A 19,908-nucleotide genomic window follows, 5' to 3' on the forward strand; every position below is an offset into this window, starting at 1 on the left:
GCCATGTCCCTGAAAGATTTCCAGCAAACCACCGCACTGGGGCCGGATGCCCTGTTCCTCCTGGAAAACGCCACGCTCGACACCCGGCCCGGGCGCTACCACGAACCCAAGCAGATCGTGATCAATGCACTGCCCCTGACCAAGGTGCCGGTGGCGATGCGGAAGATGGGCTGGCATACGTCGGCTGCGTTGATGCAGCGGTGGTTCGATAGTCCGGGGTGGCAGATGCCGGAAACCTGGAAAAACGAAAAAGACCAACCAGCGGCCCTTGGTATCAGCAGATTTCAGTGCGAAGAGAATATAGTCAAAATGGATTGGGCAATGTCATTCAGGCGCTGCCAAGAAGCTGTAGCAGTGGCTGAGTCAAGGATCACCACACCCAACGCAATAGATCGGCTAAAAAAACTGCTTGAGAACGCTGGGTGGCAACAGATCGGAATGACGCAACTGGGCTCGACCAGCTTTTCCGCGAGGGAAATAGACACGTTCTCTCAAGTAAACTTCGCTGAACTAGGTGACTTACTGGATACCCTCGATGATATGTATGGGGCTCTGGGCCAAGCGACTGTGAAGGTTGGCGTTGTAGGAAGGACCTTCAGCAAGGAAGACCCCTTTACAAAAATAATTAGAAACCACTTCCGAATTGAGTACCTTGGCTTCTACATCCGAGATAACTATGACTTCAACGGCCCTCAGTTCTTGGGAATATGGGCACTAGATAGAGTCATGAAAAAAAGTGAAACACCTGTAGCTACGCTGGCTAGCATGGGCTCGCTCTTCTCGGCCGGAGAAAACCAAATAGCTTTGGTCACAAATGGCGATTTTCGTAACTATCGAGGCAAGACAGGGATGGGCGGCGACTTCGTGATCTACTCGGACGTGCTGTGGAAAAAAGTGGATCAGGTTATTGACCTAGGACCGCCAATTTGAATATCAGATCACAAAAATGGGTGGTGATAACTTTGTTTTGCGTCAGCCTTTGGGGTGCGTCGAAGTGGTGGGAAAAAGGGTTATCCACTGCTGAGGATGATGCGGAATTCGTTTCTAACGGTTGCGCCTATGTGCAGACTTTCAGACCTTTCTGGATCACCCCAGACTTTTTGCATCCAAAGCCTGACCCAAACGGCGATACTCCTCCAAAATGGTTTACAGGCTGGGGTTATCCAGGCTTTTATAGACTGTTCGACCGTCAAACGGGGGCTCTATTAGGAGAGTCCGATATCTACGACCTTGAACACGCCAGCGGTCGACTGTGGGAAAACAAAAAAGGCGTATACGCTGGGATTATCTATATAGGCCCAGCTATAAATTGCCGTTCAAGCGCAACGCCTGGCATGTAAGCCACAAGGACCCACGCAGTAATTATATACGCGGCCGCCGCAACACCCCAGGCGGCTGCGAATACGATGATTGCAAATCAGACAAATCATGCCATTGCAAAATTACGAGTAAAATAATCGGCCTCGGAAAGGCTTTTTGATACGACTTTAAAAAGATTGGCACTTTCGATAAGCGTCTTTTCAGGACTCTGGCCCGCTTCAGAATGGTGGGGAAAAGGCCTCGCCTCGTCCATGGGTGACTCCGAGTTGAGTCCAAACGTGAGTATCGTCTCTTGAACCGGTTCTTCAGAATTACCTCCATACTCGCAATCGTAACATCCGGGCTCTGGCTAGCATCTGAGTGGTGGGAAAAGCACTTGGCTCCGGCAGTTTCCTCTCCAGTGATCAGCCCAAATGGATGTTATCGCCTAGAGACATTCAAACCACTCTGGTTACTTCCCAATATATTCCACAGAAAAGCTGACCCAAACGAAGGTACGAAACCCGAGTGGCCACCAGGGTGGGAATACCCCGGATTTTTCCGTCTATTTGACAACCGCAGTGGAGAACTTCTTGGCGAAAGCAACATTTATGATCTGGAGCAAGCCAGTGGCGACATAGACTGGGGAGTTACCGGAAGCGTTTACGTGGGAATGATCTTTGTCGGTCCGAATGCTCAGGACTGCATTTTCGACAAACCTACCCAAGACGATTAAATCTCACGATATGCCTTCAAATCTGTCCTGCACCACGCAGCCAGGTTTGAGGGCAATGGTTCAGGTCAACGTGTGGAACATTGAAAAAGAAATTTCTGGTGACCCTCTCGGCATGCATTTCCTTGGTCGGACTCTGGTTCGCCTCCGAGTGGTGGGAGAAAGGTCTTGCCTCTCCATGGGGAGAGGCAAAGATAAGCCCGGATGGATGCTCACGAGTACAGGCCTTCAAACCGTTCTGGTTATTGCCTGACAAACTACATCGTGAGTTTGCACCTAATGAAAACGGCAAGGCCGAGTGGTTCCCCACTTGGGAACTACCCGGCTTTTACCGGTTGTACAACCACCACACCAACCAACTGATAGGAGAAACGGTAATCTACGATTTGGCGTTTTCCGGTGGCCGTTTGAGTTGGCATCGTTCCGGCGATGTATACGTCGGCTTGACTTACCTCGGCAAGGCTGCCTCCAACTGCCTCGGAAAACAGCCTGACAGCACAAGCAATCTGTAGGTGGACTGCCACTGGCTCACCAGCAACCTCAACCCGGCTGCACAATCGCAGCCGGGTTTACATTCACCACCGATAAGTCAAATCCGCCGTCACCGTCCGCTCCGCCCCCAACAGACACCCGACCGTGGCAAAGCACCCCGCCACGTAGTACTTGTCCGTCAGGTTCTTCACGTTCACTTGCGCCTTCAGCCCGTCCAGTTGCGGATCGGCCTTGCCGAAGTCGTAGCTGACCATCGCATCGACCACCGTGTAGTCCGGGACCTGGAAGGTGTTCTGCGCATCGCCGTAGGTAGACCCGGTGTAGCGTACGCCCGCGCCGAAACCGAGCCCGGCGAGCAGGCCGCCCTGCACGGTGTAGTCGGACCACAGCGACGCCAGGTGCTCGGGGGTGCGCACCGGGGTCTTGCCCTTGTTGCTGATGCCGGCGACGTTGGGGTTGTCCTTGCTCACCTCGACCTTGTTCAGGGTCCAGGAAGCGATCACGTTGAGCCCGGCCAGCGGCTTGAGCACGCCTTCCAGTTCCAGTCCGCGCGAGCTCACCTCGCCTTCCTGGACGCTGTAGCTCGGCGCGGACACGTCGGTGGTCAGTACGTTCTGCCGGCGCAGGTCGAAGGCCGAGAGCGTCACGTAGTTGTCCGAGCCGGTCGGCTGGTACTTCACGCCCACTTCGTACTGCTTGGCCGTTTCCGGCTCGAAGGCCGAGCCGCTGCGGTCGGTGCCGCCGGTCGGGACGAAGGATTCGGTGTAGCTGACATAGGGGAACAAGCCGCTGTCGAACAGGTAGCCAAGGCCGACCCGGCCGGTGAAGTCATCGGCGTCGACCCGTTGCGGGTTGATCGTGGTCCGGCCGGTGGCAGTGCTGAAGGTGCGCGTGTCGGTGTCCTGGCTGGCCCAGTCGTAGCGCCCGCCGAGGGAGGCGACCCAGTTGCCGAACTTGATCTGATCCTGCAGGTAGGTCCCCAGTTGCCGGGACTTTTCCGCGACGTCCATCAGGCTGGTGTAGCGCGAGGTATCGATCACCACGTTGCGATCCGGCGCGTAGATATTGATCGCCGGGGCATTGCCCGTCTGCACCGCGTTGCTGCGCCGGCTGTGCTGGTAATCGACGCCAGCCAGCAGGGTATGGCTGAACGGACCGGTATCGAAGTTGCCGAGCAACTGATTGTCGACGGCGAAGTTGTCGTTGCCGTAGTCGCGCAACTGGTAGTAGCGGTTGATGGTGGTGCTGGCGATCACCCCGCTGTTGCGGAACAGCTGGTCCTCGTAGCCGGTGAAATGGGTGTAGCGCGCGTTCTGGCGCAGGCTCCAGTGCTCGTTGAGGGTGTGAGTGAACTCGTAGCCCAGGCTGGTCTGCTCGGACTTCTCCGCGTCGAAACCGGGCTCGTTCAAGGAACGGTGACGGGGTACCCGGCCATTGGGGTTGGAACCGTCGAACAGCGAGTACGGCAGGTTGCTGGTGAACAGGTTCTTGTTGCGCTGGTACGAGGCGAGCACGGTCAGCGAGGTGTCCTCATCCGGCGCCCAGGTCAGGCTCGGCGCGATGTAGACACGGTCATCCTTGATGCCGTCGATGCTGTTGTCGGCATCGCGGCCCAGGCCGACGAAACGCCAGGCCAGGGTCTTGCGCTCATCCAGGACGTCGCCGACATCGGTGTAGGCCTGCAGGCGGTCATTGCTACCGCTGGAGAAACCGACTTCACGGTGGGCGGCGAAGGTCGGGCGCTTGGACACGAAATTCACCGTGCCGCCGGGCGAGCCCTGGCCGTAGAGCACCGAGGCCGGGCCCTTGAGCACTTCGATGCGCTCCATGCCGTAGGGCTCCGGCGCGTAATAGCCGATCTGGTTGTTGCGCAGGCCATCGGTGTAGGCGTTGCTGTTCAGCTGCTGGAAGCCGCGGACCATGATGGTGTTGTCGGTGGGGTTGTTGCCGGCGACGTTGGCATGCACCCCGGCGGTGTAGCCAAGGCTTTCGCTGACGCTCTGCGCGCCCTGGACGGTCATGCGGTCGCGGGTGATGACCGAGATGCTCTGAGTGGTTTCCAGCAACGGCGTGTCGGTCTTCGTCGCGCTGCTGGCGCGGGTCGCCAGGTAGCCGTCCACCTGACCCCGGGGGTTCTGCTCGGCGCTCGTGCCGGTGATGCTGGTGGCATCCAGTTGCAGCGCGCCCTGCTGCGGCTGTGCGACCAGCACATACCCGGCGCCGGTCAGGGCGAAACCGTAGCCGCTGCCGGCGAGCAGACGACGCAGGCCGTCCTCCACCGCGTACTGGCCATGCAGGCCGGCGCTGCGCAGGCCCGAGACCAGGCGCCCGTCCACCGCCAGGTCGATGCCGGCCTGGGCGGCGAACTGGCTGAGCACGTCGCCCAGCGCACCCGGCGCGATGTCGTACTGCGCGACCGTGGCGGTGGCGTAAGCCTGGCAAGCGATGCCCAGCGGCAGCGCGCAGGCCAGCTGGACGGCCAGGAGCAGCGGTTTGATCCGGGTGCGGATGCGTGGTTGCGGCATGGTGAAGCGTCTCCCTGTGTCGAGTTTCATTCTCATGAACCTCAACGGACCATCGGGAAAAAGGCGAACCGAAAGGTGCGCAGATTTTTCCCGGGGCTCACTCCTCGCGCACGCTGACCCGGGTCAGCCAGGGCGTCAGGCGGGTGATTTCGATCGGCAGACTGGCCTCCAGCAACTGCAACGCCCGCTGCGGGTTGTCCAGCGGCAGCGAGGCGAAGACCTGAATCCGCGCCAGCGCCTCGCGGTCGTAACTGAGCACCCCGACGTACTGCCGTTCCAGTTGCGCCAGCACCTGGCTCAGCGGCAAGCCGCGGGCCACCAGGCGGTGCTGCTGCCAGGCCTGGTCGGTGGCCTGGGCATCGATGGCGTGGGTGCTGTCCAGGCCGTCGCGACGAATCAGCACCTGCTGCCCGGCACTGACCACCGCCTCGACCGCCGCTTCGCCGGAACGGGCCAGGACCTTCGATTCGAGCATGCTCAGCGCGGTGCCCGCGGCCTGCTTGTCGACCAGGAAGCGGGTGCCCAAGGCACGAATGCTGCCGTCGGCGGTGACCACCTCGAACGGCCGCCGCGGGTCGGCGGCGACCTCCACACGGATCTCGCCACGCAGCAGGCGCACTTCCCGCCCGCTCGGGGTGAAATGCAGGTCCACCGCGCTGCCGCCGGCCAGGGTCAGGCGGCTGCCATCTTCCAGACGGGTTTCCCGCCACTGCCCGGTGGCGCTGTCGAGATCGGCGAACAGCAACGCATTCGGGTAGTGCTGCCAGCCCAGCCAGCCCGGCACCAGTAGCAACAGACCGATGCCCAGCGCCGCGCCGAAGCGCTTGCTGCGCCGACTGCGCTGGCTGAAGCGCAGCTCGTCCTCGATCAGATGGTTCAGGCGCCGCTCGCTGCCCGCTTCCTGACGCATGCCGCGCAGGCTCGCCAGCATCCGCTCCATGCCCAGCGCCGCCTCGGCGTGGGCCGGGCTGAGGCGCTTCCAGCGCTGGAACTGGCGCTCGGCACGCTCGCGCTCGGCGGGATCGTCGGCGCTGAGTTGCACCAGCCACTCGGCGGCCTGGCAGGCCAGGTCATCGGCCTGGCTCATGACGGCTCGCGCACCTGCTGGCAGTGCAGCAGCACCTGGACCAGGTATTTCTGCACCATGCGCACGCTGATGCCCAACTGCTCGGCCACCACGGCCTGCGGCTGGCCTTCGAGGTAATGCAGGAGAAACGCCTGGCGCGGCTTGGCGCCGAGGCCGTCGAGCAGCCCGCAGATCTGTTCCAGCGCCTCCAGGGTTTCCCAGATCCGCTCGGCACCGGGCACGCCGGGATGCTCCAGCGCGAGCAGGCCGAGCTGTTCCAGATAGGCCTTTTCCAGACGCTGGCGGCGCGCCCGGTCGATCAGCAGATTGCGCGCGGTGGTGGCGATGTAGCCGCGGGACTGGCTGGCCTGGAGCAACGCATCGCGGGACGAGAGGATACGCAGGAAGGTGTCCTGGGCCAGGTCCGCCGCATTGTGCGCGCAGCCGAGTTTCCTGCGCAGCCAGCCGTACACCCAGGCGTGGTGTTCGCTGTAGACGTCGTGCATCAGCTTGTTGGAATCGGCCACGGTGGCAGGCTCGGGAACGAATGGGACTGGGAATCTATCTCATTTGCGAGCCATTGTGAAAGCAGAGAATAGTGGCACCGCTCGCGCGGTGCCGGTGCCTGCCCGTCAAGCGCGGCGTCTAGCTGGCCGGCCGCAGGATCAGCAGCGCCAGCGGCGGCAGATTCAAGGCCAGCGACAGCGGCTGCCCATGACTGGGCACGGCACTGCCCTCCACCACCCCTTCATTGCCGAAATTCGACCCGGCATAACGCTGCGAATCGCTGTTGAACACCTCGTCCCAACGTTCGCCGAACGGCACGCCAATCCGGTAACCCTCCCGCGGCACCGGGGTGAAGTTGGCCACCACCAGCAGCGGCTCGCCGCTGGCGCTCCAGCGCAGCCAGGCATAGACGCTGTTGTGCGCGTCATCGCCGATCAGCCACTGGAAGCCCTGGGGCTGGCAGTCCTGCTCGTGCAGCGCGCGCTCCTCCCGGTACAGGCGATTGAGGTCGCCGATCAGACGCTGCACGCCCAGGTGTTCGCCGTACTGCAGCAGGTACCAGTCCAGTTCGCTGTCGTGGTTCCACTCGCGCCACTGACCGAACTCGCAGCCCATGAACAGCAGCTTCTTGCCCGGATGGCACCACATGAACGCCAGGTAGGCGCGCAGATTGGCGAATTTCTGCCAGCGGTCGCCGGGCATCTTGTCGATCAGCGAGCGCTTGCCGTGGACCACTTCGTCGTGGGAGATCGGCAGGATGAAATGCTCGGAATAGGCATAGATCAGGCCGAAACTCATCTCGTTGTGATGGTGCTGGCGATGGATCGGGTCGTTCTGGATGTAGTGCAGGGTGTCGTGCATCCAGCCCATGTTCCATTTGTACGAGAAGCCCAGGCCGCCCTGCTGCACCGGCTGGCTGACCCCCGGCCAGGCGGTGGACTCCTCGGCGATGATCAGCGCCCCCGGCACTTCCACGGCGACCACCTCGTTGAGGTGACGGAGGAAATCGATGGCCTCCAGGTTCTCCCGCCCGCCATGGCGGTTGGGCACCCATTCGCCGGCCTTGCGCGAATAGTCGCGGTAAAGCATCGAGGCCACCGCATCGACGCGCAGGCCGTCGATATGGAACTCGCGCAGCCAGTGCAGCGCCGAGGCCAGCATGAAACCGTGGACTTCGGTCCGCCCGAGGTTGTAGATCAGCGTGTCCCAGTCCTGGTGGAAGCCTTCCAGCGGGTTGTCGTACTCGTACAGCGCGGTGCCGTCGAAGCGGCTCAGGCCGTGGCTGTCGGTGGGGAAATGCGCCGGCACCCAGTCGAGGATCACACCGATGCGCGCCTGGTGGCAGGCATCGACGAAGGCGGCGAAGTCGTCCGCGCTGCCATAGCGCGAGGTCGGCGCGAACAGCGACAGCGGCTGGTAGCCCCAGGAGCCGCCGAACGGATGCTCCATGATCGGCATCAGTTCGATATGGGTGAAGCCCAGTTCCCCCACGTAGGGAATTAGCCGCTCGGCCAGCTCGCGCCAGTTGTACAGGCGGCTGACCTCGCCCGCCTCGTCCAGCTCGCACTGCCAGGAGCCGGCATGCAGTTCGTAGATCGACAGCGGCGCGCCGACGCCCTGCCGTTCACCACGCTCGCGCAGCCAGTCGTGGTCCCGCCACTCATGGGCCAGGGGCCCGGCGACCTTCGACGCGGTGCTCGGCGGCAGCTCGGTGGCACGGGCCAGCGGGTCGGCCTTGAGCGGCAGCACGCCATCGTGGCCGAGCACTTCGTACTTGTAGGTTTCGCCCGCGTACAGGCGCGGGATGAACAGCTCCCAGACGCCGCTGGCGTGGCGCAGGCGCATGGGATGGCGGCGGCCGTCCCAGTTGTTGAAATCGCCCACCACCGACACCCGCCGGGCATTCGGCGCCCAGACCGAGAAGCGCACCCCGTCCACGCCGTCCACCGTCACCGGCTGGGCGCCGAGACGGTTGGCCAGGTCGCGATGATTGCCCTCGCTGAACAGATAGAGGTCCATCTCGCCCAATTGCGGGCCATAGCTGTAGGGGTCTTCGCCGATCTGCTCGCCGCCGGCCCAGTGGATGCGCCAGCGGTAGGCCCCGACGGCATGTTCCAGGTGCGCGGTGAACAGCCCGGGCACACTGCCCTGCTGCAGCTCGGCGATGATCTCGTCGCTGGCGCCGGCCAGCGCCTGGACGCTCAGCGCCTCCGGCAGGTAAGCGCGCAGCCAGGTGCCTCCCGCACCATCGGCGTGCGCGCCGAGCACCGCGAACGGGTCGACATGCCTGGCGTTGACCAGGTCGTCGATATCGCCGCGGCCCAGTCCGCCTTGTTCCTTCTTGTGCACGCTCATCTACTGCTCTCCCCAGGTACTCACAAGCCCATGCAGACCATGCAAAGGCACGGCCAGCCAGCCTGGACGGTTTTGCGCTTCATAGGCGATCTCGTAGGCAGCCTTCTCCAGGCTGAACAATTCCAGCGCGGCCTGCTCGCCACCCTCCTCGCGCCAGGCATGGGGCAGGTTGGCGGTGGCCAGGCCGTAAGCCTGGACGAAGGCATGCCGCGACGCGTGCAGGTAGCGCCTGGCGACCCGCTGCCGCGCCTGCTGGTGGTCCGCCAGCGCGCCGGCGCCCGCGGCACCGCGCAGCGCCATCGCAGCAGCGTAGTCGAAGGAACGCAGCACACCACTGACATCCTTGTACGGGCTGTGCCGGGCCCGGCGTTCCCGCAGCGGGCGCGCCGGCTCGCCCTCGAAATCGATCAGGTAGGCATCGCCCTGCACCACCAGCACCTGGCCCAGGTGCAGGTCGCCGTGCACGCGCATCACCAGGCCACCTTCGGCCTGCCGCGCCAGCTGGCCGACCTCGCGCAGCAGGCCGTCGCGCTGCTGTTCGAGGTCGTCGACCAGGGCCTGGCTCTGCTCGTCGAGTTCGTTCCGGTGCTGCGCCAGCAGGTCCAGCGCGGTGCGCAACTGTTCGGCGATCCGCTCGCCCCAGCGCTGGCTGTCGCTACGGTCACTGGTACGGGTCTTGAACGCCTCGTCGTCGGTAGGCAGGGCCAGCGCCTGGTGCATTTCACCGAGGCGCTGGCCGAGCAAGGCGGCGAAGCCGGTGAGGTCGTCCAGGGCCTCGGCGACGTGCCCTTCGCTGTGCAGTTGCGGCGGCTCCAGTTCGTCGCGGATGGCCCGTTCGAGGTTGTTCTGGGTCCAGTCCCAGGCATCGCCCTGGTTGTTCAGGTAGCCCTGGGCAATGGCCAGCAGGTGCGGTTCGCCACTGGCATCGACACGGTTCAGCCAGCCCAGCAGCGGCGAGATGTTGGCGAAACCGGCGGCGGTCAGGTAGGCGCTCATTTCCAGTTCCGGGTGGATGCCGCCGTTGACCCGGCGGATCAGCTTGAGCACCAGGCTGCCGCCGACCACCACCGAGCTGTTGGACTGCTCGGCGGACAGGTAGCGCACCTCGGATTCGTCGTTCAGGTTCAATCCGGCCAGTTGCGGCGTCGCGTCGAATTGCAGCTCGCCATCGCTGCCCGCCAGGCGCGTGCCCTGCTGGAAGCCCTGGAGCACGGCACGCACGAAGCTTTCCAGGCTGAAGCCGTCGGTGATGAAGCCTACCTGCCGGCCACGGCGAACCCGCGCCAGGGCCAGTTGCTGGGGCAAGGCGCTGTGGATCTGCTCTTCGCCGACCAGGCCGAACGGCAGGAAATAACGCCGGCGCTGGCCGCCACTGTCGACCTCCAGCTCGCCGAGCAGTACCGGGCTGGTCGGCGAACCGAAGCGCACGCCATAGGCCAGGCGCACCTGTTCGATGGCGCTGTCCTTGCCGGCGAACCAGCGGCGTTTCGGCAGGTACTGCGGCAGGATGGTGTTTTCCAGCAGGTCCCGGGCCGGTGCTTCGAGCAGTTCCTCCATACGCTTCTTCACCACCAGGGTGGTGAATTCCGGCAGCGGTTGCGCGGCCTCGACATGCCAGCTGGGCATCTGGTCCTTCGGCGCCAGAAGAAACCAGTAGAAGCCATACGGCGCCAGGGTCAGCAGGAACGGCAGGTGGCCGATCGGCGGGAACGCGCAGCCGCCGAGCATTTCCACCGGCACCCGGTCGATGAACGGCGCGAGGTCCAGTTCCACCGCCTGTGCCGCGCGCGACACGTTGGCCACGCACAGCACGGCTTCGCTGGTTCCGTCAGGCCCGCTGTATTCGCGCAGATAGGCGAGGATGCGCCGGTTGTTCGGCGTGAGCATCTTCAGCGTGCCGCGGCCGAACGCCTTCTGCTGCTTGCGTACCGCCAGCAGCCGGCGGTTCCAGTTCAACAGCGAGTGCGGGTCTTCGGCCTGCGCCTCGACATTGACCGTCTGGTAGCCGTACTGCGCATCCATGATCGGCGGCAGCACCAGGCGCGCCGGGTCGGCGCGGGAGAAACCGCCGTTGCGGTCGATCGACCATTGCATCGGCGTGCGCACACCGTCGCGGTCGCCCAGGTAGATGTTGTCGCCCATGCCGATCTCGTCGCCGTAGTACAGGGTCGGCGTACCGGGCATCGACAGCAGCAGGCTGGTGAGCAGCTCGACGCGCCGGCGGTCGCGCTGCATCAGCGGCGCCAGGCGGCGACGGATGCCGAGGTTGATCCGCGCGCGACGATCGGCGGCATAGTAGTTCCACAGGTAGTCGCGCTCGCGGTCGGTGACCATCTCCAGGGTCAGTTCGTCGTGGTTGCGCAGGAAGATCGCCCACTGGCAGTTGGCCGGGATTTCCGGGGTCTGGCGCAGGATGTCGGTGATCGGGAAGCGGTCTTCCTGGGCCAGGGCCATGTACATGCGCGGCATCAGCGGGAAGTGGAAAGCCATGTGGCATTCGTCGCCATCGCCTTCGCCGAAATACAGCCGGGTGTCCTCCGGCCACTGGTTGGCCTCGGCCAGGAGCATGCGGTCGGGGTAGTTGGCGTCGATCTCGGCGCGGATCTGCTTGAGCACCGCATGGGTTTCCGGGAGGTTCTCGTTGTTGGTGCCGTCACGCTCGATCAGGTACGGGATGGCATCCAGGCGCAGGCCGTCGACGCCCATGTCGAGCCAGAAACGCATGACCCCGATCACCGCTTTCATCACCTGCGGGTTGTCGAAGTTGAGGTCCGGCTGGTGCGAGTAGAAGCGGTGCCAGAAGTACTGGCCGGCCAGCGGGTCCCAGGTCCAGTTGGACTTCTCGGTGTCGAGGAAGATGATCCGCGTGCCGTCGTACTGGGTGTCGCTGTCCGACCACACGTAGAAATTCCGCGCCGCCGAACCGCGCTTGGCGCGCCGGGCCTTCTGGAACCAGGGGTGCTGGTCGGAGGTGTGGTTGATGACCAGTTCGGTGATCACCCGCAGGTTGCGCTTGTGCGCCTCGGCGATGAAACGGCGCACGTCGGCCATACTGCCGTAGTCGCTGTGCACGGCCTTGTAGGCGGCGATGTCGTAGCCGTCGTCGCGCCGTGGCGAGGGGTAGAACGGCAGCAGCCAGAGGGTGTTGACCCCCAGCTCGGCGATGTAGTCGAGCTTGGCCAGCAGGCCGGGGAAGTCGCCGATACCGTCGTTGTTCGAATCGAAGAAGGACTTGATGTGGATCTGGTAGATGACCGCGTCCTTGTACCAGAGCGGATCATCGATGAAGGCCGCGGGACGGGTTTTCTTCGCCATGCTTGAGTTCCTTTTCAGTGGGCTCGGTCCAGGCGCCAGATGCCGAATGGCAGATGCCAGGGCTCGATGCGCATCCACTGGGTCTTGCCGTGCCACGCCCAGCGATGGCCGTTCATCAGGTCTTCGCCGCGGGTGACGGCGTTGTCGTCCAGGCCCAGCTCCCAGAGCGGCAGCTCGAAGTGCGCCTCCTGGGCGTTGTGCGGGTCGAGGCTGATCGCCACCAGCACGTAGCTGTCGTCCGGGTTGCGCTTGCCGAAATACACGATGTTGTCGTTCCAGCAGTTGTAGAAGCGCACCCCCAGGTGGCTTTGCAGGGCGGGCTGCTGGCGGCGGATACGGTTGAGCTGGGCGATCTCGGCGATGATGTTGCCGGGCTGGGTGAAGTCCCGCGGGCGGATCTGGTACTTCTCCGAGTCCAGGTACTCCTCCTTGCCGGGAATCGGCGCCGACTCGCACAGCTCGAAACCCGAGTACATGCCCCACAGGCCCGAGCCCATGCTGGCCAGCGCGGCACGGATGAGGAAGCCGGCACGCCCCGAGTGGTGCAGGAAATACGGGTTGATGTCCGGCGTGTTGACAAAGAAGTTCGGCCGGTAGCACAGCGACCACGGCGGCTGGTCGAGGGTGGTGAAGTACTCCTGGATTTCCGCCTTGGTGTTGCGCCAGGTGAAGTAGGTGTAGCTCTGCGTGTAGCCGACCTTGCCCAGCCGCGCCATCATCGCCGGCCGGGTGAAGGCCTCGGCGAGGAAGATCACCTCCGGGTGACGGCTGCGGATATCGGCGATCAGCCACTGCCAGAACGGCAGCGGCTTGGTGTGCGGGTTGTCGACGCGGAACTGCTTGACGCCCTCGTCCACCCAGCCCTGCACCACGTCGCGCAGGGTCAGCCACAGCGCCGGCACGGCATCGGCGGCGTAGAAGTCGACGTTGACGATGTCCTGGTATTTCTTCGGCGGGTTTTCCGCGTAGCGGATGCTGCCGTCCGGCCGCCAGGAGAACCAGCCCGGATGCGCCGTGAGCCAGGGATGGTCCTGGGAACACTGGATGGCGAAATCCAGGGCGATCTCCAGGCCATGCTCGGCGGCGGCGGCGACCAGGCGGCGGAAATCCTCGCGACTGCCGAGCTGCGGGTGGATCGCCTCATGGCCGCCTTCGTCGCTGCCGATCGCGTAGGGACTGCCCGGGTCGCCCTCCTCCGCGCTCAGCGCATTGTTGCGGCCCTTGCGAAACTGCCGGCCGATGGGGTGGATCGGCGGGAAATAGAGCACGTCGAAGCCCATGTCGCGAATCATCGGCAGGCGCGCGTGGACATCGTTGAACGTGCCATGACGCTGGGGATCGTCGGTGATCGAGCGGGGAAACAGCTCGTACCAGCTGGCGAAGGCGGCGCGCTCGCGTTCCACTTCCAGGGGAAATTCCGGGCTGCGGCTGAGGTAGCCGCGGGGGTCGGCCTGGGCCATCAGCGCGCGGGTGTCCTGGGCCAGCAGCAGTTCGACCTCGGCCGCGGCGGGCAGCCCCTTGCGCAAGCGCTTGACCAGCGTCGCCAACTGCTCGCGCAGGGCGTTGCCGCTGCGTTCGGCGCCATGCTCCAGGTGCAGGCGGCCCTCTTCCCGTTCCAGCGTGACATCCACGCCGGCGACGAATTTCTTTTCCAGGTCGTGGCAATACGTGCCGTAGGCGTCGATCCAGGCCTCGATGACGAACAGGTGGCGCCCCACCTCGGCGACACGGAAATCGCCTTCCCAGCGGTCGTTGCCGAGAAAGCGCATGGGCAGGCTGTGCCAGCGTCGGCTGTGGGCCTGGCGCCAGTTGAGGGTCACGGCCAGTACATCGTGGCCGTCGGCGTACACCGTACTGGCCACCGTCACCGTCCTGCCCACTTCGGTCTTTACCGGAAACGCGCCGGCGTCGATCACCGGGGAGGTGTTCTCGATCACCACGCGCGGCAGCAGCAGGGCCTGGGACAGGCTCAGCGGATCGTCGGCGGGAGTGTCGTCAGCGGCCATGCGCTCGGTTTCGAAAGGCTCATTGCGGGTCATCGAACATCGCTCCGTTACGACGTGGCGGTAAGGATTCAGAGCAATGGCGGGCGCGGGGGTTCAATAAAAAATGAGCATTGCCGGAGGGTGACGGTCCAAGCCAGGTACATCACGAAGCAATGCGAGGCGAGGCCATGAGCATCCCCATTCCGGCAGAAACACCCGATCCGAATATCGACGACCCGAACCTGCCACCACCGGTGCCCCATGACGACCCCGAGGGCGTCCCGGTCAAACCGACCGTACCGCCGACCGTGGGGGATCCGCCGAGCGAGGAGCCGCCGGTGAAAGGAAGAGAGTAGACGGGTTGCAGAAGCTTGGAACGATTATTCCAAGACGGCAGAGGAACCTGTGGGAGCTGGCTTGCCAGCGATAGGCATGGGTATCTACACAACTTTGACGGTCTGGCGGGGAACCGCATAAAGGCCGCTTGGTGCCTGTCTTGAGTCTTGCAGCGCCCTCCAGATCGAGCGCCGCCCGCGCGGCGCATCGCGGGCAAGGCCCGCTCCCACATCTTTTGCAACGTGCCATGGCCTGTGGGATTTGAGTTGTCAGCCTTTGTTTTTTCGGCGATGCATCGCGGGGAGGCTGTTGGGCTCGACTCGGTATCGAGTCGAACCAACAAGGCAGACAACTATGGCCTGTCAGACATAGGTACGTTGCAACCGATGTGGGAGCGGGCATTGCCCGCGATGCGCCGCGCGGGCGGCGCTCGATCTGGAGGGCGCTGCAAGACTCAAGACAGGCACCTGGCGGCCTTTATGCGGTTCCCCGCCAAGCCGTCAAAGATGTGTAGATACCCATGCAGCGATAGGGCCATCAGTCACACCGCGAGGGTTTCAGATCTGGCCTCATCGCTGGCAAGCCAGCTCCCACAGGGTTTTGCAGCGCTTGATGACAATCAGCCGCGCTTCAGCTCCTCGATGCTGATCTCGCGCATGCGGAATTTCTGGATCTTCCCGGTCACGGTCATCGGGAACTCCTCGACGAAGCGGAAATAACGCGGCGTCTTGAAGTGCGCGATACGGCTCTTGCACCAGGCCTGCAGTTCCTCCGCCGTCGCGCTGTGCCCCGGGTGGAACTTGACCCAGGCGACGATCTCTTCGCCATAACGATCACAGGGAATACCGATCACCTGCACATCGGCCACCGCCGGGTGGGTGAAGAAGAACTCTTCCAGCTCCCGCGGATAGATGTTCTCGCCACCACGAATGATCATGTCCTTGTTGCGCCCGGCAATGCGCACGTAGCCCTGCTCGTCCATGCTCGCCAGGTCGCCGGTGTGCATCCAGCCTGCGGGGTCGATGGCTTCGGCGGTCGCCGCGGGGTTGCCCCAGTAACCGAGCATCACGCTGTAGCCACGGGTGCACAGCTCGCCGATCTGCCCGCGCGGCACCACGCAGCCATGCTCGTCGATGATCTTGCTCTCCAGTTGCGGCTGGGTCCGGCCAACCGTGGTCACGCGCAGTTCGAGGCCGTCGTCGGGCCCCGTCTGCAACGACACCGGGCTGGTCTCGGTCATGCCGTAGGCGATCTGCACTTCGCTCATGTGCAGGTCGCTGATGACCCGGCGCATCACTTCGATCGGGCAGGTGGCGCCGGCCATGATCCCGGTGCGCAGGCTGGACAGGTCATAGTCGCTGCGCTGCGGCTGGTCGAGCACGGCGATGAACATGGTCGGCACGCCGTACAGGACGGTGGCGCGCTCGTCGGCCACGGCCTGCAGGGTCAACGCCGGGTCGAAGGCATCGCCGGGGTAGATCATGGTGCTGCCGTGGGTGACACAGCCGAGGTTGCCCATGACCATGCCGAAGCAGTGATACAGCGGCACCGGGATCACCATGCGGTCATGCTCGGTCAGGCCCAGGCTTTCGCCGACCATGTAGCCGTTGTTGAGGATGTTGTAGTGGCTGAGGGTGGCCCCCTTGGGGAAGCCGGTGGTGCCGGAGGTGTACTGGATGTTCACCGCCTCGTCGAACTGCAGGCTGTGCTGACGGGCGTCGAAATCCGCCACGCTGACCCGCTCGGCATGCTCCGCCAGGCTGCTCCACGGCAGGAAGCCCACCGGCGGTTCGGCGGCCAGGCTGATCACCCCGCGCAGGTCCGGCAGGCGTTCGCTGTTGAACTGGCCCGGCGCCTGGTGCGCCAGCTCCGGCAGCAGCTCGCCGAGCATGCCGTGGTAGTCCGAGCTCTTGAACGCGCCAGCGCAGATCAGCCACTGGCAGCCGGACTGCTTCAGGGCATATTCCAGCTCGCTGGTGCGATAGGCCGGGTTGATGTTGACCAGGATGATCCCGGCCTTGGCGCTGGCGAACTGGGCGATGCACCATTGCGCGCAGTTGGGCGACCAGATGCCGAGACGGTCACCGGTCTTCAGGCCCAGGGCCATGAAAGCACGCGCATGCAGGTCGACGGCCGCGGCCAGTTCGGCCCAGGTGTAACGCAGTTGCTGATGGCGAACCACCAGCGCCTCGCGGTCGGCGAAGCGCGACACCGTGCGGTCGAACGCCTGACCGATGGTCATGGCCAGCAGGGACTTGTCCTGGCGGCCCTGGGTGTAGCTCGGTTGATTCATGGCGATCCCTAATTTGTGTTTGTTCTTGGGAGCTGATCGGGGCGGAAACTACTCTGGCCTAAATTTACGTTAACGTAAAGGTCATGGTGATGATTGACAGCGAAGGCACTCAGGTTTACGTTAACGTAAAGGTGAAATACCACTCGCGAACCGGACGTCTCCGTCGCGACCAACGCCAGACCGCCCTACCCAAGAACAAACAATAGAAGGTGCCAGAGCATGCTTTATCCCTCCCTGAACTTCGCCCTTGGTGAAACCATCGACATGCTGCGCGAGCAGGTCCAGGCCTTCGTCGCCAGCGAGTTGGCACCCCGCGCCGCCCAGATCGACCACGACAACCTGTTCCCCGCCGACATGTGGCGCAAGTTCGGCGACATGGGCCTGCTCGGCGTGACCGTCAGCGAGGAATACGGCGGCGCCGGCCTGGGCTACCTGGCCCATGTGGTGGCCATGGAAGAAATCAGCCGCGCCTCGGCCTCGGTCGCCCTCTCCTACGGCGCCCACTCCAACCTCTGCGTCAACCAGATCAACCGCAACGGCACCCACGAGCAGAAACTCAAGTACCTGCCCAAGCTGATCAGCGGCGAGCATATCGGCGCCCTGGCCATGAGCGAGCCCAACGCCGGCTCCGACGTGGTGTCGATGAAACTGCGCGCCGAACAGCGCGGCGACCGCTTCGTCCTCAACGGCAGCAAGACCTGGATCACCAACGGTCCCGACGCCAACACCTACGTGATCTACGCCAAGACCGACCTGGACAAGGGCCCGCACGGCATCACCGCGTTCATCGTCGAGCGTGACTGGAAAGGCTTCACCCGCAGCAACAAGTTCGACAAGCTCGGCATGCGCGGCTCCAACACCTGCGAGCTGTTCTTCGACGACGTCGAGGTGCCGGAAGAGAACATCCTCGGCAAGCTCAACGGCGGCGTGAAAGTCCTGATGAGCGGCCTGGACTACGAGCGTGTGGTCCTCGCCGGCGGCCCGACCGGCATCATGCAGTCGTGCATGGACCTGGTGGTGCCTTATATCCACGACCGCAAGCAGTTCGGCCAGAGCATCGGCGAGTTCCAGCTGATCCAGGGCAAGATCGCCGACATGTACACCCAGCTCAACGCCAGCCGCGCCTACCTGTACGCCGTGGCCCAGGCCTGCGACCGCGCCGAAACGACGCGCAAGGACGCCGCCGGGGTAATCCTCTACACCGCCGAGCGCGCCACCCAGATGGCCCTGGAAGCGATCCAGATCCTTGGCGGCAACGGCTATATCAACGAGTTCCCGGCGGGACGCCTGCTGCGTGACGCCAAGCTCTACGAGATCGGTGCCGGCACCAGCGAGATCCGCCGCATGCTGATCGGTCGCGAACTGTTCAACGAGACGCGCTGAGGGGCTCCGCGATGATTCTGAAATCCCAGTTGAACACCCGCGCTCCAGACTTCGCGCAGAACAGCGCGGCGATGCTGGAGCAGGTCGGCGCCCTGCGCAACCTGCTCGCCCGGGTCCAGCAAGGCGGCGGGCTGAAGGCCCAGGAGCGCCACACCTCGCGCGGCAAGCTGCTGCCGCGCGATCGCATCGACCGCCTGCTCGATCCGGGCTCGCCGTTCCTTGAAATCGGCCAACTGGCCGCCCACGAGGTGTACGGCGAAGACGTGCCCGCCGCCGGCGTGATCGCCGGTATCGGCCGCGTGGAAGGCGTCGAGTGCATGATCGTGGCCAACGACGCCACGGTGAAAGGCGGCTCCTACTATCCGCTGACCGTGAAGAAGCACCTGCGCGCCCAGGCCATCGCCCAGCAGAACCGCCTGCCCTGCCTGTACCTGGTGGACTCCGGCGGAGCCAACCTGCCGCGCCAGGACGAAGTGTTCCCGGACCGCGAGCACTTCGGCCGGATCTTCTTCAACCAGGCCAACATGAGCGCCCAGGGCATCCCGCAGATCGCCGTGGTCATGGGTTCGTGCACCGCTGGCGGTGCCTACGTGCCGGCGATGTCCGACGAAACCATCATGGTTCGCCAGCAGGCCACCATCTTCCTCGCCGGCCCGCCGCTGGTGAAAGCGGCCACCGGCGAGGTGGTCAGCGCCGAGGACCTCGGTGGCGCCGACGTGCACTGCAAGACCAGCGGTGTCGCCGACCACTACGCCGACAACGACGAGCACGCCCTGGCCATCGCCCGCCGCTGCGTGGCCAATCTCAACTGGCACAAGCAGGGCGAACTGCAGCAGCGCGCGCCGATCGCCCCGCTGTACGGCGCCGACGAGCTGTACGGGGTAGTCCCGGCCGATGCCAAGCAACCGTTCGACGTGCGCGAGATCATCGCCCGCCTGGTCGACGGCTCGCAGTTCGACGAGTTCAAGGCGCTGTTCGGCACCACCCTGGTGTGCGGCTTCGCCCACCTGCATGGCTACCCGATCGCGATCATCGCCAACAACGGGATCCTCTTCGCCGAAGCCGCGCAGAAAGGCGCGCACTTCATCGAACTGGCCTGCCAGCGCGGCATCCCGCTGCTGTTCCTGCAGAACATCACCGGCTTCATGGTCGGGCAGAAATACGAAGCCGGCGGTATCGCCAAGCACGGCGCCAAGCTGGTCACCGCGGTGGCCTGCGCGAAAGTGCCGAAGTTCACCGTGATCATCGGCGGCAGCTTCGGCGCCGGCAACTACGGCATGTGCGGTCGCGCCTACGACCCACGCTTCCTGTGGATGTGGCCGAACGCACGGATCGGCGTGATGGGTGCCGAGCAGGCCGCCGGCGTGCTGGCCCAGGTCAAGCGCGAGCAGAGCGAGCGCAGCGGCCATCCGTTCAGCGCCGAGGACGAGGCGAAGCTGAAACAGCCGATCCTCGACCAGTACGAGCATCAGGGCCACCCCTACTACTCCAGCGCCCGCCTGTGGGACGACGGCGTCATCGACCCGGCGCAGACCCGCGAGGTTCTTGGCCTGGCCCTGTCCGCTGCCCTCAACGCGCCGATCGAAGCCACCCGCTTCGGCATTTTCCGGATGTGACCG

Annotated in this window: 14 protein-coding genes; 7 read left to right on the plus strand and 7 right to left on the minus strand. The window is 64.1% G+C overall.

Going from position 1 to position 19,908, the window contains the following annotated elements; all coding sequences use genetic code 11:
• Positions 1-3: 3 nt before the first annotated feature.
• The 4 genes from CHB99_RS15190 to CHB99_RS15205 all read left to right on the plus strand — a co-directional run bounded on the left by CHB99_RS15190 (position 4) and on the right by CHB99_RS15205 (position 2,544).
• Complete coding sequence (locus CHB99_RS15190; RefSeq protein ID WP_042126699.1) at positions 4-930, plus strand: DUF6402 family protein; 927 nt, start codon at positions 4-6, stop codon at positions 928-930.
• The gene (locus tag CHB99_RS15195; RefSeq protein WP_084702822.1) at positions 927-1,340 is read left to right on the plus strand and encodes a hypothetical protein; all 414 of its coding nucleotides are present in this window, start codon (positions 927-929) and stop codon (positions 1,338-1,340) included. Before CHB99_RS15190 ends, CHB99_RS15195 begins: the two co-directional genes overlap by 4 nt.
• A gap of 272 nt (positions 1,341-1,612) precedes the next feature.
• Positions 1,613-2,035: a hypothetical protein gene (locus CHB99_RS30095; protein WP_141137293.1), complete on the plus strand. Its 423-nt coding sequence runs from the start codon at positions 1,613-1,615 to the stop codon at positions 2,033-2,035.
• Between the two features lie 80 nt (positions 2,036-2,115).
• Positions 2,116-2,544 carry a hypothetical protein gene (locus CHB99_RS15205; RefSeq protein WP_089266562.1) on the plus strand — a complete coding sequence of 143 codons (429 nt, stop codon included), beginning with the start codon at positions 2,116-2,118 and terminating at the stop codon, positions 2,542-2,544.
• 63 nt (positions 2,545-2,607) lie between these two features.
• Here CHB99_RS15205 and CHB99_RS15210 read toward each other — a convergent pair whose 3' ends face one another.
• The 6 genes from CHB99_RS15210 to CHB99_RS15235 all read right to left on the minus strand — a co-directional run bounded on the left by CHB99_RS15210 (position 2,608) and on the right by CHB99_RS15235 (position 14,331).
• The gene (locus CHB99_RS15210) at positions 2,608-5,049 is read right to left on the minus strand and encodes a TonB-dependent siderophore receptor (RefSeq protein WP_042126697.1); all 2,442 of its coding nucleotides are present in this window, start codon (positions 5,047-5,049) and stop codon (positions 2,608-2,610) included.
• A gap of 97 nt (positions 5,050-5,146) precedes the next feature.
• Complete coding sequence (locus tag CHB99_RS15215) at positions 5,147-6,136, minus strand: FecR family protein (protein ID WP_042126695.1); 990 nt, start codon at positions 6,134-6,136, stop codon at positions 5,147-5,149.
• Positions 6,133-6,621, minus strand: a complete 489-nt coding sequence (locus CHB99_RS15220; protein WP_042126744.1) for a sigma-70 family RNA polymerase sigma factor — start codon at positions 6,619-6,621, stop codon at positions 6,133-6,135. Before CHB99_RS15220 ends, CHB99_RS15215 begins: the two co-directional genes overlap by 4 nt.
• A 139-nt stretch (positions 6,622-6,760) precedes the next feature.
• On the minus strand, positions 6,761-8,977 hold the full coding sequence (glgB, locus tag CHB99_RS15225; RefSeq protein WP_042126693.1) for a 1,4-alpha-glucan branching protein GlgB: 2,217 nt from the start codon (positions 8,975-8,977) through the stop codon (positions 6,761-6,763).
• On the minus strand, positions 8,978-12,292 hold the full coding sequence (treS, locus tag CHB99_RS15230; protein WP_042126691.1) for a maltose alpha-D-glucosyltransferase: 3,315 nt from the start codon (positions 12,290-12,292) through the stop codon (positions 8,978-8,980).
• A 14-nt stretch (positions 12,293-12,306) separates the two neighbouring features.
• Entirely contained in the window at positions 12,307-14,331 is a 2,025-nt protein-coding gene (locus CHB99_RS15235) for an alpha-1,4-glucan--maltose-1-phosphate maltosyltransferase (RefSeq protein ID WP_042126689.1), read from the minus strand.
• 134 nt (positions 14,332-14,465) lie between these two features.
• On the opposite strand from CHB99_RS15235, the gene CHB99_RS29795 reads away from it, so the two are divergent.
• Positions 14,466-14,633 carry a hypothetical protein gene (locus CHB99_RS29795; protein WP_167335875.1) on the plus strand — a complete coding sequence of 56 codons (168 nt, stop codon included), beginning with the start codon at positions 14,466-14,468 and terminating at the stop codon, positions 14,631-14,633.
• 599 nt (positions 14,634-15,232) lie between these two features.
• Here CHB99_RS29795 and CHB99_RS15245 read toward each other — a convergent pair.
• Positions 15,233-16,906, minus strand: a complete 1,674-nt coding sequence (locus CHB99_RS15245; RefSeq protein WP_042129141.1) for an AMP-binding protein — start codon at positions 16,904-16,906, stop codon at positions 15,233-15,235.
• A gap of 219 nt (positions 16,907-17,125) precedes the next feature.
• Between CHB99_RS15245 and CHB99_RS15250 the strand changes: the two genes are divergently transcribed.
• Both CHB99_RS15250 and CHB99_RS15255 read left to right on the plus strand, forming a co-directional pair.
• Complete coding sequence (locus tag CHB99_RS15250) at positions 17,126-18,289, plus strand: isovaleryl-CoA dehydrogenase (RefSeq protein ID WP_042129139.1); 1,164 nt, start codon at positions 17,126-17,128, stop codon at positions 18,287-18,289.
• Between the two features lie 11 nt (positions 18,290-18,300).
• Positions 18,301-19,905, plus strand: coding sequence for a carboxyl transferase domain-containing protein (locus CHB99_RS15255; protein ID WP_042129137.1), 1,605 nt, complete (start codon positions 18,301-18,303; stop codon positions 19,903-19,905).
• The last annotated feature ends 3 nt before the right edge of the window (positions 19,906-19,908 follow it).

The organism is Pseudomonas japonica (assembly GCF_900188455.1).
GTDB classification, from domain to species: Bacteria; Pseudomonadota; Gammaproteobacteria; order Pseudomonadales; family Pseudomonadaceae; genus Aquipseudomonas; species Aquipseudomonas japonica.